The organism is Terrabacter sp. NPDC000476, from assembly GCF_040300125.1.
Lineage (GTDB): Bacteria > Actinomycetota > Actinomycetes > Actinomycetales > Dermatophilaceae > Terrabacter.
In genome coordinates this window covers 2,054,707-2,069,067 of sequence record NZ_JBEPDF010000001.1, presented here as the reverse complement: position 1 = coordinate 2,069,067, position 14,361 = coordinate 2,054,707, and the positions used below count along the sequence as shown (strand labels likewise).

Below are 14,361 nucleotides of genomic sequence, written 5' to 3'. Positions count from 1 at the left end.
ACCCTAGGGGTGCGATCAGCGGCGGCGGGCCTTGCGGCGACGCTTGTCGTGGCGCTCGATGAGCTTCTCCTGCAGGTCGTCGAGGGGCTCGCCGGACTCCGACTGGTGGTGCCGGGTCCACCGGCCGTCGGAGCCGAGGTCCCAGCGCGACGTCGTCTCGGCGAAGGCGAGGTCGATGAGGTCGGCGAGCTCGACGACGTGGGCGGGCTCGGAGATCCGCACGAGCGCCTCGACGCGGCGGTCGAGGTTGCGGTGCATCATGTCCGCGCTGCCGATGTAGACCTGCGGGTCGCCGCCGTGGTCGAACCAGAAGACACGCGAGTGCTCGAGGAAGCGCCCGAGGATCGAGCGCACCCGGATGTTCTCCGAGAGGCCCTCGACGCCGGGGCGCAGCGCGCAGATGCCGCGCACCCAGATGTCGACGTGCACGCCGGCGATGCTCGCGCGGTAGAGCGCGTCGACGAGCGCCTCGTCGACGATCGAGTTGGCCTTGATGACGATGCGCCCGGGAGGGGCGTCCTTGCGCCGGGCCTCGTGGATCTCGATCTCGTCGTCGACGAGGTCGATGAGACCGGAGCGCACCGACCGCGGCGCGACGAGCAGCCGCTTGAACTTGCTCCGCGGGGCGAAGCCCGAGAGCAGGTTGAAGAGGCGTGAGAGGTCCTCGCCGACCTGCGGGTCGGTGGTGAAGAGGCCGAAGTCCTCGTAGACGCGGGCGGTCTTCGGGTTGTAGTTGCCGGTGCCGATGTGGCAGTAGCGCACGAGCCCCTCGGACTCCTGGCGCACGACGAGGCACAGCTTGGCGTGCGTCTTGAGGCCGACGACGCCGTAGACGACGTGCACGCCCGCCTCCTCGAGCTTGCGCGCCCAGGAGATGTTGTTGACCTCGTCGAAGCGGGCCTTGATCTCGACGACGGCGAGCACCTGCTTGCCGGCCTCGGCGGCGTCGATGAGGGCGTCGATGATCGGGGAGTCGCCGGAGGTGCGGTAGAGGGTCTGCTTGATCGCGAGGACCTTCGGGTCGTTCGCGGCCTGCTCGATGAAGGCCTGCACCGACGTCGAGAACGAGTTGTAGGGGTGCTGGACGAGGACGTCCTTCTGCCGCACCGCAGCGAGCAGGTCGATCGCCTTGGCGCTCTCGGTGGGCGCGAAGTCGGGGTGGGTGCGGGGGAAGAACTTGGGGAACTCGAGGTCGCTGCGGTCGACGTCGGCGATGGTGAACAGGCCGCGCAGGTCGAGGGGCGTCGGGAGCCGGTAGATCTCGCGGTCGCTGATCTGCAGCTCGCGGGCGAGCATGTCGAGCACCTTGGGGTCGATGTCGTCCTCGACCTCGAGGCGGATCGGCGGCCCGAAGCGGCGGCGCGTCAGCTCCTTCTCGAGCGCCGTCAGCAGGTTCTCGGCGTCGTCCTCCTCGACCTCGAGGTCCTCGTTGCGGGTGACCCGGAAGGAGAAGTGCTCCTGCACGAGCATGCCGGGGAAGAGCTGGTCGAGGTGGCTCGCGATGACGTCCTCGAGCGGCACGAAGCGCTTGCGCTCGACCTCGGCGTCGACGTCCTCCTCGACGAGGATGAAGCGGGGCAGGCTCGGCGGCACCTTGACGCGCGCGAAGTGCTCCGAGCCGGTCTTCGGGTTCTGCAGCAGCACGGCGAGGTTGAGCGAGAGCCCCGAGATGTAGGGGAACGGGTGGGCCGGGTCGACGGCCAGGGGCGTGAGCACCGGGAAGACCCGCTCCGCGAAGAAGAAGTGGAGGGGCTCGCGGTCGTCCTCGTCGAGGTCGTCCCAGCGCACGATGGTGATGCCCTCGTCGCCGAGCGACGGCCGCACGTCGTGCTGGAACACGGAGGCGTGCTGCTGCATCAGCTCGTGCGCGAGGCGCGCCACCCGCTCGAGCAGCTCGCGCGGCTCGAGACCGGCCGCGGTGCGCACGGCGAGGCCGGTCGCGATGCGGCGCTTGAGCCCCGCCACGCGCACCATGAAGTACTCGTCGAGGTTGTTCGCGAAGATCGCGAGGAACCGGGTGCGCTCGAGCAGCGGCACGGCCGGGTCCATCGCCAGCTGGAGCACCCGCTCGTTGAACTGCAGCCACGACAGCTCGCGCTCGAGGTAGCGGTCGGCCGGCAGGTCGTCGTCGCCGTCGGCCGGGCCGCCCTGGCCGACGAAGCGGCCGTTCGGGGCCCGCGCGGGCACGCGCCGGGTGGGCACCGTGCTCGTGAACGAGCTGACCTCGGCGGCCTCGGGGGCCTCGGGGGCCTCGGGGGCGTCGGGCGCCTCGGGCGTCGCCGAGCCGTTCGCCTGGATCTCGAGGTCGGTGGAGGTGAGGCTGCCGGTGCTCATGACCCCATCGTGGCACCGTTGGGTGACGAGGAGGTGAAGTCGTCCGGGCGCGCGAACTGCCGGTGCAGCTCGACGTCCTCGAAGCCGAGCCCGCGGTACGTGCGCACGGCGGCGACGTTGTCCTCGTCGACGTAGAGCACGACGCGCTCGAGGCCGCGTGAGCGCAGGTGGTCCAGGCCCAGCACGGTGACGAGCCGGCCGAGGCCCTGCCCCTGCCGGTCCGGGGAGACCGCCACGACGTAGACCTCGCCGACGGTGCCGTCCGGCGGGTCGACCTTGGTCCAGTGCGAGGCCGCGAGCACGTCGGGGTCGTCGTCGGGCACGACGAGGATCAGCCCCGCCGGGTCCCACCACGCCTGTTCCATCCGCTGGTCGAGGTCCGCCCGGCGCACCGAGCCCTGCTCGGGGTGGTGCGCGAAGGCGGCGGCGTTGAGGGCCAGCCACGCCTCCTCGTCGCGCCCGGGCTCGAAGGAGCGCACGGCATACCCGCTCGGCACCGTGGCGGCGGGCCAGGGCGTGCCCGCACGGAGCGAGCGGCCCATGACGTGGAGCGAGCGCACCGGCTGGAGGCCGCCGGCGGCGGCGAAGGCGGCGGCTGCCTCGGCGCCGGCGCCCGTGGCGTGGCTCCACACGCGCGCGTCGGCCGGCAGCCGCTCCAGCAGCGCCGCGCCCACGCCGCCCCGGCGGGCCCCGGGGGCGACGACGAGCTCCGCCGACGGGTGCGGGTCGCCGCGGCGGCACTGCGCGTAGCCGAGCAGCTGCCCGTCGGCGCCGAGCGCGAGCAGGTGGTCGACGCCGTCGTGCTCCCGGGCCCGCACGGAGAGGCGGAACTGCTCCGAGAGCGGCTCGGACCCGTCGGCCGACGCGGCCTCGGCGGCCAGGGCGAGCACGGCGTCGGCCTCGCGGTCGGTGAGCGGCTGGGTCTCGTCGCGCTGGGCGACCGTCGGGCGCGGCATACGGCGATTCCACCACAGGCACTGCTCGGCGCGGCGGCCCTGCCGGTGGGCGGGTGCCGTTCACCGAGCGGACACCGTCCAGCGCCCCACCCGGCCCCTCGCGCCGCTAGCCTCCCTCTCGTGCCGCGGAGGCACGCACCGGAGTGAAAGAGGAAGCACATGACCCGAAAGACTCGCCGCATCACGGGAGTCGCGTTCGCCGCCGTCTGCGCGGCGGCCGTGGCGGCCCCGGCGCTCGCCGCGCCCGCGACGCCGATGCACGGAGGGGGCGGCCACGGCGGCCACCACTGGCCGTGGCCCGTGCCGAGCCGCTACGCGGACCTGCAGATCCTGTCGTTCAACGACTTCCACGGCAACCTCGAGGCCCCCAGCGGCTCGAGCGGCCGGCTCCAGACGGGTCCGGCGTCGACCGACACGACGAACGTCGGCGGTGTCGAGTACCTCGCGACGCACCTCAAGCAGGCCCGCGTCGGTCACAAGAACACGGTGACGGTCGCCGCCGGCGACATGGTCGGCGCCTCGCCGCTGCTGTCGGCCGCCTTCCACGACGAGCCGACCGTCGAGTCGCTCAACAAGCTCGGCCTCGACATCACGGCCGTGGGCAACCACGAGTTCGACGAGGGCTACAAGGAGCTCCAGCGCCTCCAGCGCGGCGGCTGCATCGATGACGGCGACGGCGCGAACAACCAGAACTCCTGCCCCGCAGGCCGGTTCAAGGGTGCGGACTTCCAGTACCTCGCCGCGAACGTCGTCGAGAAGCGCACCGGCCGCACGATCCTGCCGTCCTACGCGATCAAGCGCTTCCCGAACGGCGCGCGCGTCGGCTTCATCGGCATGACCCTCAAGGACACGCCCTCGATCGTCACCGCATCGGGCATCGCCGGCCTCGAGTTCAAGGACGAGGTGGCCACCGCCAACGCCCTCGTGCCCAAGCTCAAGCGCCAGGGCGTCAACGCGATCGTCGTGCTCGTGCACCAGGGCGGCACCCCGCCGGCCAGCACCCCCTACGACTACACGTGCAAGGGCGGCGGCACGCTGTCGGCCGACTCGCCGATCATCCCGATCGTCAAGAACCTCCGCCCGGAGATCGACATGGTCATCTCGGGTCACACGCACCAGCCCTACGTCTGCGCCATCCCCGACTCGAATGGCAAGCCGCGGCTCGTGACGTCGGCGTCGTCGTTCGGGCGCCTCTACAACGACACCGAGGTGCGCTACGACCGCTGGACGCAGGACCTCGTGCGCCCGACGGAGGCCGACTCGCGCAACAACCTCGTGACGCGCACCGTCGCGGCCGACCCGGCCCAGACGACCCTCATCGCGAAGTACAAGGAGCTCGTCAAGACCATCGCGAGCAAGATCGTCGGCACGATCTCCGCGGACGTCACGAAGACGCAGAACGTGGCCGGGGAGTCGCAGCTCGGTGACCTCATCGCCGACGCCCAGCTCGCCGACCCGTCCGTCGTGACCGGTGGGCAGACGCCGGTCATCGGCTTCATGAACCCGGGCGGCATCCGCGCCGACCTCACCTACGCCAACAGCCCCTACGGCGAGCCGGCCGGCAAGGTCACCTTCGAGGAGGCGTTCACGGTCCAGCCGTTCAACAACTACCTCGTCTCGATGACCCTGACGGGCCAGCAGGTCTACGACGTGCTGAACCAGCAGTGGGCCGGGGCCAACGCCGGCACCGCGGCCAAGGTGCTGCAGGTGAGCAAGGGCTTCAGCTACACGCACAACGGCTCGAGCGTCGTCGACGGCACCGTCGCCCTGAACGGCACGCCCATCGACAAGGCCGCGTCGTACCGCATCGTGACGAACAACTTCCTCTCCGACGGCGGCGACAACTTCCCCGCCTTCCGTGACGGCGCGGGCAAGTACTTCGGCGGCCTCGACATCGACGCCTTCGCGAACTACCTGACCGGCCTCGAGGGCCAGGGTGGCTACACCCCGGGCCCGCTGACGCGCATCACCAGGACGCCGTGACCTGACGGCGCACCCGCGCCGCCGACATGGACGGCCCGGCTCCCTCGGGGAGCCGGGCCGTTCGTGCGTCCGGGCACGTCTGCCGGGCACGTATGCCGGGTCAACCGGGCGTGCGGGTGGGTCGCCTCAGGCGTCGGCGGGCTGTGCCTTCGTCGGTGCGGTCGTCGGTGCCGTCGCGGGTGCGGCCTCGGGGCGGTCCGGGACGAGGCGGTAGCCGACGTTGCGCACGGTGCCGATGAGCGCCTCGTGGTCGGGGCCGAGCTTGGCGCGCAGCCGGCGCACGTGCACGTCGACGGTGCGCGTGCCGCCGTAGTAGTCGTAGCCCCAGACCTCCTGGAGCAGCTGGGCCCGGGTGAACACGCGGCCGGGGTGCTGCGCGAGGTACTTGATCAGCTCGAACTCCTTGTAGGTGAGGTCGAGCGGGTTGCCCCGGAACCGCGCGGAGTAGGACGACTCGTCGATGACGAGGTCGCCCGAGGTGATCGGCACCTCGAGCGCGGCGTCCTCGTCCTGGCCCTTCGTGAGCGCCAGGCGCAGCCGGGCGTCGACCTCGGCGGGCCCGGCCGTGTCGAGGATGACGTCGTCGAGGCCCCACTCGGCGGTCAGCCCGGCGAGGCCACCCTCGGTGAGGACGGCCAGCAGCGGGGCGGCGATCCCGGTCGTGCGCAGCACCCGGCAGAGGGAGCGCGCGCTCGCCAGCTCCCGGCGCGCGTCGACGAGCACCGCGTCGCAGTCGGGGGAGTCCACGAGGGCGGCGGCCTCCGCAGGGAGGATGCGCACCGTGTGGCTCAGCAGGCCGAGGGCAGGCAGCACCTCGGCGCTCGGGGCGAGCGCGTTGGTGAGCAGCAGCAGTCGGGCCATCTCATGCAGGATAGGCGAGACTGGTCACGTGCGGACCGGACCGCACCAACCCTGAGACGGAGTGAGATGACCTCGACGACGCCCGCGCAGCAGGCGCCCGACGACGCCGACCCGACCGCGGTCCGGGCCGTGACGGTCCGCTACTGGGCCGCCGCCCGCGCCGCGGCCGGTCGCGACACCGAGCTGCTGCACGGCACGACCGTGGGCGCGGTCGTCGACGCCGCCGTGGCCATGCACCCGGAGCTCGAGCGGGTCGCGCGGGTCGCGACGTTCCTGCTCGACGGGGCCAAGGTCGGCCGTGACTCGGCCGTCGCGGCGGGCGCGACCGTCGAGGTGCTGCCGCCCTTCGCCGGCGGGTGATGCACAATGACCGGCGTGTCTGACACCGCCGCCGCCGTCCGGATCCGTGGGGTCCTGCTCGCGGCGACCTCCGTCTCGGGCCTCGCCCTCCTCGCCGCCCAGGCGACCGGGTATGCCGGCACCGTCGCGGTGACACTCGCGCTCGCCCTCGTCGTCGCCTGGGGCTGGCCGCGGATCACCGGCTCGGCGACCCCGTCGGCCACGTCCGGGGTGCTGGCCGTCGCCGCGGTCGCGATCGTCCTCTCCGCCCGCGACGCGGAGCTGCGCTGGCTGCCCGCGGCCGTCGCCTTCGGGCTCGTGCTCGCCTTCTTCGGCCAGCTCGTGCGCCGCTCGGGCCGGGAGGGCCTCGTGCTGACGCTCCTGTCCTCCTTCGGCGGCCTCGCGGTCACCGCCTCCGGGGCGACCGCCGTCGTCGCCGCCCAGAGCGACCGCGGTCGCGCCGTCGCCGTCGTCGCGCTCGCCGCCGTGGTGGCCGCCGTCGTCGGCGACCTCCTCGTGGCCGCCCCGGCCCTGCGGGCCCGGCCCGGCGCCGTCGGCGCCGTGGGCCTCGTCGCCACCGCGGTCGTGGCGTCCGTCGTGGCCGCCCTCGTCTCGACGCGGTTCGTCGAGGTGGGTCCGGTCGTCGCGCTCGTCGTCGGTGCCGTCGTCGGCGTGGTGTCGTGGGCGCTGCGGAGGGTGCTCGCCCTCGAGCCCGAGCTGCCGACCCTGCGAGGTCAGCTGGCCGCCGGCGCCGCCTCGGTGCTCGCCGTCGGCGCGGTCATCAACCTCGCCACCGCCCTCACCTGACCGACCCCCCCGCGCCACCGTCGAGAGGCCACCTTTCGTGGGTCCGCCACCGTCGAGTGGCCACCTTTCGCGGGTCCGCCACCGTCGAGTGGCCAGTGTTCGCGGGTCCGCCATCGTCGAGGGGCCACATTTGGTGGGATGCCGCCTCAGTAGACGAGCGCCTGGGCCCCGGGCGCCATGATCTCCTCGACGAAGACCGCGGCGCCCTTGATCACGGCCCCGTCGACGAGCTGCTCCTGCGAGAGCTCCCGGCGGGCCGCGCACTGCGTGCACACCGTGAGCCGGCCACCCGCGAGCACGGCGTCGCGCAGCTCACCGAGCGGAGCGGCATACGCGAGCTCGAAGGCCTCGGCGCGCCCCGGGACCGCCATCCACGTCGACTCGCCCGTCAGCCACAGGGACACGTCGACGCCGCTGGCGACGGCGGTCGCGGCGACGGTGAAGGCCTGCGAGAGGCGCTCGGGAGCCTCGGTGCCGGCGGTGACCTTGACGACGAGCGAGCGTGCGGGGGAGTCCATGCCCTCAGGCTACGATCGGGCGCATGTTCAACCTCGACCAGGACATCCCGGAGCCGCTGCGACCCCTCGCCTGGCTCATCGGACGCTGGGAGGGCGCGGGCGTCGTCGGCTACCCGACGATCGAGTCGGCGCACTTCGGGCAGGAGATCGAGGTCACGCACGACGGCCGCGGCTTCCTCAAGTGGGAGAGCCGCGCGTGGATCCTCGACTCCGAGAACGGCGCCAAGGTGCGGCCGGCGGCGGTCGAGTCCGGCTTCTGGCGTCCGCTCGAGAACGGCGAGGTCGAGCTGCTGCTCGCGCACCCGACCGGCATCCTCGAGCTCTACTACGGCGTCATGGAGCCGGCGAAGATCCAGCTCAAGACCGACGGCGTGCTGCGCGCGCCCGGCGCGAAGGAGTACAACGCGGCGACGCGGATGTACGGCCTCGTCGAGTCCCAGCTGATGTGGGTCATGGACATGGCGGCCGTCGGGCAGGACCTCCAGAGCCACGTGTCGGCCACGCTCAAGCGCGTCGAGTGAGGGCCGGCACGGCCCGCGCGGCCGCCCGAGGAATGGGGCGTCGGCCGTGAGCGTTCCCCCCGACATGAGCGACGTGGAGCTGCCGGTGCGCCCGACGACGAGGAGCCCGCTGCTGTCCCGGCCGGGTGCCGTGGCGGGGGAGGGCCTCGAGTCCGGCGTCGCCCTGCACCACGGCGACCCGATGCGCGAGCAGCGCCTCCTCGAGGAGGGGCTCGCGGTCGTGGACCTCTCGAACCGCGACGTCGTCACCGTCACGGGCCCCGACCGGCTCAGCTGGCTGCACTCGTTGACGACCCAGCACCTGCTCGGCCTCGAGCCCCGGCAGTCGCGCGAGGCCCTCGTGCTGACCCCCAAGGGCCACGTCGAGCACTCGCTGCACCTCGTCGACGACGGGGAGACGACGTGGGTCACGACCGAGCCCGGCGCGGGTCAGGCCCTCGTCGACTGGCTCGACCGGATGCGCTTCATGCTCCGCGTCGAGGTCGCGCTCGTCACCGACGACTGGGCGGTGCTCGGTGAGCCGCACGCGAACGAGTCCGCCGAGGGCGAGCCGCTCGCGTGGCGCGACCCGTGGCCCGACCTCGTCGGCGACACGACGGCATACGGCCCCGAGGACGGCCACCCGGGCGTCGAGCGGGCGTGGCGCGAGGTCATCGTTCCGCGCGCGGATCTCGCTGCGGCCGTGGGCGATCGGCCGTTGGCCGGCCTCTGGGCCGCCGAGGCGCTGCGCATCGCGGCGTGGCGTCCGCGGCTCGGGCTCGAGACCGACCACCGCACGATCGTGCACGAGGTCGACTGGCTGCGCACCGCCGTGCACCTGCACAAGGGCTGCTACCGCGGCCAGGAGACCGTCGCGCGCGTGCACAACCTCGGCCGCCCGCCGCGCCGCATCGTCTTCCTCCACCTCGACGGCTCGGGCCACGTGCTGCCCCCGCAGGGCAGCGACGTGCTCGCCGGCGACCGCGTCGTCGGCCGCGTGACGTCGGTGGGGCGCCACCACGTCGACGGACCGATCGCGCTCGCCGTCATCAAGCGCAACACCGACCCGACGCTCGACCTCCTCGTCGACGGGCTCGCCGCCGCGCAGACGACGATCGTCGCCCCCTGACGGGTCGGGCGCCCCTGCGCTGGCAGGATGAGCGCCATGAGCACCGCACGCGCCCAGTCGGCTCCCGGGAGCACCCTCATCACCGTCGCGCCCACGGGCGCCGAGAGCGCCAAGGCGGACGTGCCGGCGCTGCCCACGACGCCCGAGGAGCTCGTCGAGACGGCGGTCGCGTGCGAGGCGGCCGGGGCCGCGCTCATCCACATCCACGTGCGTGACCGGGAGCACCAGCCGACGCTCGAGCCCGGCTTCCTCAAGGAGGCCGTCGACGGCGTCCGAGAGGCGACCGACCTCGTCGTGCAGCTCTCGACCGGCGGCGCGATCACCGACCCCCTCGAGAAGCGGCTCACGGTCCTCGACGCGAACCCCGACTCCTGCTCGCTCACCTGCGGCACGACGAACTTCGGCGACGGCGTCTTCCTCAACCCCTGGGGCTTCATGGTCGACCTCTACCGCCAGGCGCAGGAGCGCGAGGTCGTGCCGGAGTTCGAGCTCTTCGAGCTGGGCCACGTGCACGCGCTGCGCCGGCTCATCGACGAGTGCGGCCTGCCCTACGGCGGCAGGGTGCACGTCGACTTCGTCACCGGCGTGCCGGGCGCGATGCCGGGCACGCCGCAGGCGCTCCTCGCCGGCGTCGCGATGCTGCCGCCCGAGGTGACGAGCTGGTCGGCCACGGGCATCGGCCGCGCCCACCTGCCGATCGTCGCGGCCGCGCTGTCGGCCGGCGGCCACCTGCGCGTCGGCATGGAGGACAACCTCATGTATGCCAAGGGCCGCCCCGTCGCCGACAACCGCGAGCTCGTGGCGCGCGCCGCCGAGATCGCCACCGTCATGCAGCGCCCGCCGATGACGACGGCCCAGGCGCGCGAGGCGCTCGCGATCAAGGACCGCCGCACTCGCTGACGGCCACTGTGGCAGGGCTCACGCTGCCCAGAGTTTGCATTCTGCTTGCTGCAGTTAGCACAATGGAGACATGAGCAAGCTGCCGCTACCCGACCTCGGGGCCTACCTGCGCGAACAGCGCGAGAGCGCCCAGCTGTCACTGCGTCAGCTCGCCGACGTGGCCGGGGTCTCGAACCCCTACCTGTCGCAGATCGAGCGGGGGCTCAAGCGCCCGAGCGCCGAGATCCTCCAGCAGATCGCCAAGGGTCTGCAGGTCTCGGCCGAGTCGCTCTACGTCCGGGCCGGCATCCTCGACGAGCGGGTCGGCGACGACGACCCTGCCGCCGGCTCCGACGTCCTCTCCGCCATCGCCGCCGACCCGGCCCTCACGGACCGGCAGCGCGGGGTGCTCGTCGAGATCTACCGGTCGTTCGTCGGCGGGGACGCGACGAGCCCGACGGCACCGACGGCACCGACGGCACCGACGGCACCGACGACCCCACCGACCAGCGCGTCGGGCGCACCGCGCCGACGCCCCGCGACCGGCAGTGCCGCCGGCGCCACCCCAGGACGCAACGAGCTCAACGAGAAGGAGCAGTGAGATGGCACTCACCGACAAGATCAGCAAGGCGATCAAGGACGCGCAGAAGCAGGCCGAGGCGGCCGTCGCGGACGTGCGTGGACAGCTCGGCCAGATCGAGGGCCGCGTGCCCGAGGTGACGGTCGACCCGACGCCGTTCTACGCCGTCGTCGGCGCCGCCAACATGGCGATCGACACGGTGCGCACCGCGGGCGAGCAGCTCGAGGTCGCCCGCAAGCAGGCCAAGGGCGCCGACCTGCGCAAGGGCGCCAAGAAGGAGGCCGACCAGATGCAGAAGGACCTGCAGAAGCGCATCGCCGACCTCCAGACGCGCACCGCCGAGCTGCAGAAGCTCGCGACGACGTATGCCGAGCGCTTCGTCACGCAGGCCCAGGACCTCCCGGCGCGCGTGCTCAACGAGGGCCTCGTGCTCGCGAGCAACGCCAAGGACCAGTACGACGCCGCCGCCGCGCGCGGCGAGAAGGTCGTCACCGACCTCCGCGCCCAGGGCGAGCGCACCGCGTACGACCTGGCCGAGAAGGGCACGGCCACCGTCACCCGCGGTCGCCGGGTGGCCGAGACGGCCGTCAGCGAGGGCGAGAAGGTGGCCCAGACGCTGCTCGACGTCGTCGCCCAGGACGCCTCGCAGCTCGGCTCGCGCGTCGAGGCCGCGGCTGACGCCGTCGAGTCGGCTGCCGCTCCGGTCGCGCCGAAACGGACCGCCAAGCACGAGAGGGCGATCCGCAGCTCGGCCGCCCAGAAGGCCGCCGCCACGCGCAAGGCGAACGCCGTCGAGTCGACGACGACCCGCAAGGTCGCCGCCCGCAGCTCCGCCACGACCGACGACGCCGACGCCACGGTGGCCCGCAAGGTCGCCCCGGCCAAGCGCGCCGCCCGGAAGACCGCGAAGACGACGGCGAACAAGGCCGCCTCGGCCACGTCCACCGCCACCGGCGCCACGAAGCAGGCCACGAAGAAGGCGACGAAGAAGGCCACGCCGGCCAAGCGCACCGCGAAGAAGACGTCGGCCTCCAGCTGACCGACGCCAGTCGAGCCCGCTCGGCGAAGGGCCGCCACCCGCACGGGTGGCGGCCCTTCGGCACGTCCCGGCCCTCCGGCATACTGCGGGGCGTGTCCGATCACCTCGCGCCCACGTCCTCCTCCGTCAGCCCGGCGCTCGCCGCCGCCCCGGTCGTCGCCCACGTCGTGCGGGCCGGCTTCGTCGAGTCGGTGCACCACGGCACCGCGGTCGTCACCGCCCCGGACGGCACCGTCGAGCTCGAGGTCGGCGACGCGAGCGGTCCGGTCTTCCCGCGCAGCTCGAGCAAGCCGCTGCAGGCCCTCGCCATGGTGCGCCACGGCCTCGACACCGACGGCCGGCTGCTCTCCCTCGCGTGCGCGAGCCACTCCGGCGAGGACTTCCACGTCGAGGCCGCCCGCGAGATCCTCGCCGGCGCCGGCCTCTCCGAGACCGACCTGCAGAACACGCCGGACTACCCCTACGACGAGGCGGCTCGCATCGCCTGGATCGCCGACGGCCGCCCCAAGCAGTCGATCGTGCAGAACTGCTCCGGCAAGCACGCGTCGATGCTCGCGACGTGCGTGCGCAACGGCTGGGACCTCGCGACCTACCGCGACCCGTCCCACCCGCTCCAGGTGGCGGTGGCCGACGCCGTGCGCGACCTCACCGGCTCCGAGCCGGCCGCGGTGGCCGTCGACGGCTGCGGCGCGCCGATCCACGCCGTGCCGCTCTCGGGGCTCGCGCTCGCCTTCGGGCGGCTCGCTGCCGCCACCGAGGGGCCGGAGGCGAAGATCGCCGCCGCGGTCCGCGCCTTCCCGGAGTACCTCGGCGGCACGACACGCGACGTGACGGCCCTCATCCGCGGCGTCGACGGCCTCGTCGCCAAGGACGGCGCCGAGGCGGTCTACGCGGTGGGACTGCCCGACGGGCGGGGTGTCGCCGTCAAGGTCGCCGACGGCTCGTCGCGGGCCCGCAGCGTGCTGCTCGCGGCCGTGCTGCGCCGCATCGGCGTCGGCACCGACGACGTGCTCGCGGTGCTCGAGCACGAGCCCGTGCTCGGCCACGGCCAGCCCGTCGGTTCCGTCGTGGCCGTCGGGGTCTGAGTCCGTGCGGGCCGTGCTCCAGCGCGTGACGAGCGCCCGCGTCGAGGTCGCCGGCGAGGTCGTCGGGGCGATCGAGGAGCCCGGCCTGCTCGCCCTCGTCGGCGTCACGCACGACGACGGCCCGGCACAGGTCGAGCGGATGGCCCGCAAGATCGCCGAGCTGCGCATCCTGCGCGACGAGCGGAGCCTGCTCGACGCCGGCGCACCCGTGCTCGTCGTGAGCCAGTTCACGCTGTACGCCGACACGCGCAAGGGGCGACGCCCGTCGTGGGGCGCCGCCGCGCCCGGTCCGGTGGCCGAGCCGCTCGTCGCGGCCGTCGTCGACGCGCTGCGGGCGCGGGGCCTCACCGTCGAGACCGGCCGGTTCGGTGCGATGATGGAGGTCTCGCTCGTCGGCGACGGACCCGTCACGCTCGTCGTCGACGCCTGATCCGCCGCGGTGAGCGGGTTACGCTCTCCCCATGCAGCTCTACGCCGGCTACCAGAGCATCGTCACCCTCATCATCGGGGTCGTCGCCCTCGGGTGCGAGATCTTCGCCTTCGTCGACGCCCTGCGCCACCCGGAGAACGCCTACGCGGCCGCCGGCAAGCGCACCAAGAACTTCTGGCTGCTCATCACCGGCGTGGCCCTGCTCTTCGGCTCGATCTCGGTGTTCAACCCGATCGGGCTGCTCGGCCTCATCGCCTTCGTCGGCGCCGCCGTCTACCTCGCCGACGTGCGCCCGGCCCTCCGCCAGGTGCGCGGCCTCGGTGGGCGTTCGACCAACGGCTGGTGACTCCGGGCCGCGCATGACGGGGGCGCGGCAGCGCATACGGCACACTGGTGCACTCACAACCGATTGGAGAACCATGTCCGACCAGCAGGTTGCCGCTGCAGTCGTCGACCACGAGCTCGACGCCCACGAGCACCACCACGAGTCGCACCCGAGCCACACGGCCGACGAGTACGACCTGGGCGACCGCAACCCGACGGAGGACATCTTCGTCGCGGAGCGGCCGTGGGGCGAGTTCCAGCAGTTCGTCTCCAACGAGCAGGTCACGGTCAAGATCATCACCGTGCAGCCGGGTCACCGGCTCTCGCTGCAGCGCCACGACCACCGGGGCGAGATGTGGCAGGTGCTCGACGTGCCGATCGACGTCACCGTGGGTGAGCGCACCTGGAGCGCGCAGCCGGGCGAGACCGTCTGGGTGCCGCGCAACTCGATCCACCGCATGGGCAACTCGGGCGAGCGGGCCGGTCGCCTCCTCGAGGTCGGGTTCGGCCACTTCGACGAGGCGGACATCGAGCGCCTCGAGGACGACTACACCCGCTGAGAGCTCAGGTCGCGCCGCGACCGACCACGGATGCCGC

Annotated in this window: 16 protein-coding genes; 12 read left to right on the top strand and 4 right to left on the bottom strand. The window is 73.0% G+C overall.

Annotated elements, in window-relative coordinates; genetic code table 11:
* Nucleotides 1-15: 15 nt before the first annotated feature.
* A complete protein-coding gene (locus ABT295_RS09735) occupies nt 16-2,334 on the bottom strand; it encodes an RNA degradosome polyphosphate kinase (protein ID WP_352394151.1) in 2,319 nt (772 codons plus the stop codon).
* Nucleotides 2,331-3,290 carry a mycothiol synthase gene (gene mshD, locus ABT295_RS09730; RefSeq protein ID WP_352394150.1) on the bottom strand — a complete coding sequence of 320 codons (960 nt, stop codon included), beginning with the start codon at nt 3,288-3,290 and terminating at the stop codon, nt 2,331-2,333. Before mshD ends, ABT295_RS09735 begins: the two co-directional genes overlap by 4 nt.
* A gap of 159 nt (nt 3,291-3,449) precedes the next feature.
* Here mshD and ABT295_RS09725 point away from each other — a divergent pair, with 159 nt between their 5' ends.
* A complete protein-coding gene (locus tag ABT295_RS09725) occupies nt 3,450-5,273 on the top strand; it encodes a bifunctional metallophosphatase/5'-nucleotidase (RefSeq protein ID WP_352394149.1) in 1,824 nt (607 codons plus the stop codon).
* 126 nt (nt 5,274-5,399) lie between these two features.
* On the opposite strand, the gene ABT295_RS09720 is transcribed toward ABT295_RS09725, so the two are convergent.
* Nucleotides 5,400-6,134: a response regulator transcription factor gene (locus ABT295_RS09720; protein WP_352394148.1), complete on the bottom strand. Its 735-nt coding sequence runs from the start codon at nt 6,132-6,134 to the stop codon at nt 5,400-5,402.
* A gap of 66 nt (nt 6,135-6,200) precedes the next feature.
* Between ABT295_RS09720 and ABT295_RS09715 the strand changes: the two genes are divergently transcribed.
* Both ABT295_RS09715 and ABT295_RS09710 read left to right on the top strand, forming a co-directional pair.
* Nucleotides 6,201-6,494, top strand: coding sequence for a MoaD/ThiS family protein (locus ABT295_RS09715; protein ID WP_352394147.1), 294 nt, complete (start codon nt 6,201-6,203; stop codon nt 6,492-6,494).
* Nucleotides 6,495-6,509: 15 nt separating this feature from the next.
* Nucleotides 6,510-7,280: a hypothetical protein gene (locus tag ABT295_RS09710; RefSeq protein ID WP_352394146.1), complete on the top strand. Its 771-nt coding sequence runs from the start codon at nt 6,510-6,512 to the stop codon at nt 7,278-7,280.
* Nucleotides 7,281-7,426: 146 nt separating this feature from the next.
* Here the strand turns inward: ABT295_RS09710 and ABT295_RS09705 are convergent, their stop codons facing one another.
* Nucleotides 7,427-7,798, bottom strand: a complete 372-nt coding sequence (locus tag ABT295_RS09705) for a DsrE family protein (protein ID WP_352394145.1) — start codon at nt 7,796-7,798, stop codon at nt 7,427-7,429.
* A gap of 23 nt (nt 7,799-7,821) precedes the next feature.
* Between ABT295_RS09705 and ABT295_RS09700 the strand changes: the two genes are divergently transcribed.
* From ABT295_RS09700 to ABT295_RS09660, 9 genes are all read left to right on the top strand, one after another.
* A complete protein-coding gene (locus ABT295_RS09700) occupies nt 7,822-8,319 on the top strand; it encodes a heme-binding beta-barrel domain-containing protein (RefSeq protein ID WP_352394144.1) in 498 nt (165 codons plus the stop codon).
* Nucleotides 8,320-8,383: 64 nt separating this feature from the next.
* On the top strand, nt 8,384-9,427 hold the full coding sequence (gene ygfZ, locus ABT295_RS09695; RefSeq protein ID WP_352394713.1) for a CAF17-like 4Fe-4S cluster assembly/insertion protein YgfZ: 1,044 nt from the start codon (nt 8,384-8,386) through the stop codon (nt 9,425-9,427).
* A gap of 36 nt (nt 9,428-9,463) precedes the next feature.
* Nucleotides 9,464-10,327, top strand: a complete 864-nt coding sequence (locus ABT295_RS09690; protein ID WP_352394143.1) for a beta-keto acid cleavage family enzyme — start codon at nt 9,464-9,466, stop codon at nt 10,325-10,327.
* A 70-nt stretch (nt 10,328-10,397) separates the two neighbouring features.
* On the top strand, nt 10,398-10,907 hold the full coding sequence (locus tag ABT295_RS09685; RefSeq protein WP_352394142.1) for a helix-turn-helix domain-containing protein: 510 nt from the start codon (nt 10,398-10,400) through the stop codon (nt 10,905-10,907).
* 1 nt (nt 10,908) lies between these two features.
* The gene (locus tag ABT295_RS09680; RefSeq protein ID WP_352394141.1) at nt 10,909-11,925 is read left to right on the top strand and encodes a hypothetical protein; all 1,017 of its coding nucleotides are present in this window, start codon (nt 10,909-10,911) and stop codon (nt 11,923-11,925) included.
* A gap of 92 nt (nt 11,926-12,017) precedes the next feature.
* The gene (locus ABT295_RS09675) at nt 12,018-13,010 is read left to right on the top strand and encodes an asparaginase (RefSeq protein ID WP_352394140.1); all 993 of its coding nucleotides are present in this window, start codon (nt 12,018-12,020) and stop codon (nt 13,008-13,010) included.
* A 4-nt stretch (nt 13,011-13,014) separates the two neighbouring features.
* Nucleotides 13,015-13,440, top strand: coding sequence for a D-aminoacyl-tRNA deacylase (gene dtd, locus ABT295_RS09670; protein ID WP_352394139.1), 426 nt, complete (start codon nt 13,015-13,017; stop codon nt 13,438-13,440).
* Nucleotides 13,441-13,471: 31 nt separating this feature from the next.
* The gene (locus ABT295_RS09665; protein ID WP_345506298.1) at nt 13,472-13,786 is read left to right on the top strand and encodes a DUF2516 family protein; all 315 of its coding nucleotides are present in this window, start codon (nt 13,472-13,474) and stop codon (nt 13,784-13,786) included.
* A gap of 73 nt (nt 13,787-13,859) precedes the next feature.
* Entirely contained in the window at nt 13,860-14,324 is a 465-nt protein-coding gene (locus ABT295_RS09660) for a phosphomannose isomerase type II C-terminal cupin domain (RefSeq protein WP_352394138.1), read from the top strand.
* The last annotated feature ends 37 nt before the right edge of the window (nt 14,325-14,361 follow it).

Excerpts from the sequence above, each read along its gene's own strand:
- ABT295_RS09700 (WP_352394144.1), top strand. The coding sequence starts at position 7,822 with ATGTTCAACCTCGACCAGGACATCCCGGAGCCGCTGCGACCCCTCGCC.
- ABT295_RS09720 (WP_352394148.1), bottom strand. The coding sequence starts at position 6,134 with ATGGCCCGACTGCTGCTGCTCACCAACGCGCTCGCCCCGAGCGCCGAG.
- ABT295_RS09660 (WP_352394138.1), top strand. The coding sequence starts at position 13,860 with ATGTCCGACCAGCAGGTTGCCGCTGCAGTCGTCGACCACGAGCTCGAC.
- ABT295_RS09705 (WP_352394145.1), bottom strand. The coding sequence starts at position 7,798 with ATGGACTCCCCCGCACGCTCGCTCGTCGTCAAGGTCACCGCCGGCACC.
- ABT295_RS09680 (WP_352394141.1), top strand. The coding sequence starts at position 10,909 with ATGGCACTCACCGACAAGATCAGCAAGGCGATCAAGGACGCGCAGAAG.
- ABT295_RS09735 (WP_352394151.1), bottom strand. The coding sequence starts at position 2,334 with ATGAGCACCGGCAGCCTCACCTCCACCGACCTCGAGATCCAGGCGAAC.
- mshD (WP_352394150.1), bottom strand. The coding sequence starts at position 3,290 with ATGCCGCGCCCGACGGTCGCCCAGCGCGACGAGACCCAGCCGCTCACC.
- ygfZ (WP_352394713.1), top strand. The coding sequence starts at position 8,384 with ATGAGCGACGTGGAGCTGCCGGTGCGCCCGACGACGAGGAGCCCGCTG.
- ABT295_RS09685 (WP_352394142.1), top strand. The coding sequence starts at position 10,398 with ATGAGCAAGCTGCCGCTACCCGACCTCGGGGCCTACCTGCGCGAACAG.
- ABT295_RS09715 (WP_352394147.1), top strand. The coding sequence starts at position 6,201 with ATGACCTCGACGACGCCCGCGCAGCAGGCGCCCGACGACGCCGACCCG.
- ABT295_RS09690 (WP_352394143.1), top strand. The coding sequence starts at position 9,464 with ATGAGCACCGCACGCGCCCAGTCGGCTCCCGGGAGCACCCTCATCACC.
- ABT295_RS09725 (WP_352394149.1), top strand. The coding sequence starts at position 3,450 with ATGACCCGAAAGACTCGCCGCATCACGGGAGTCGCGTTCGCCGCCGTC.
- ABT295_RS09665 (WP_345506298.1), top strand. The coding sequence starts at position 13,472 with ATGCAGCTCTACGCCGGCTACCAGAGCATCGTCACCCTCATCATCGGG.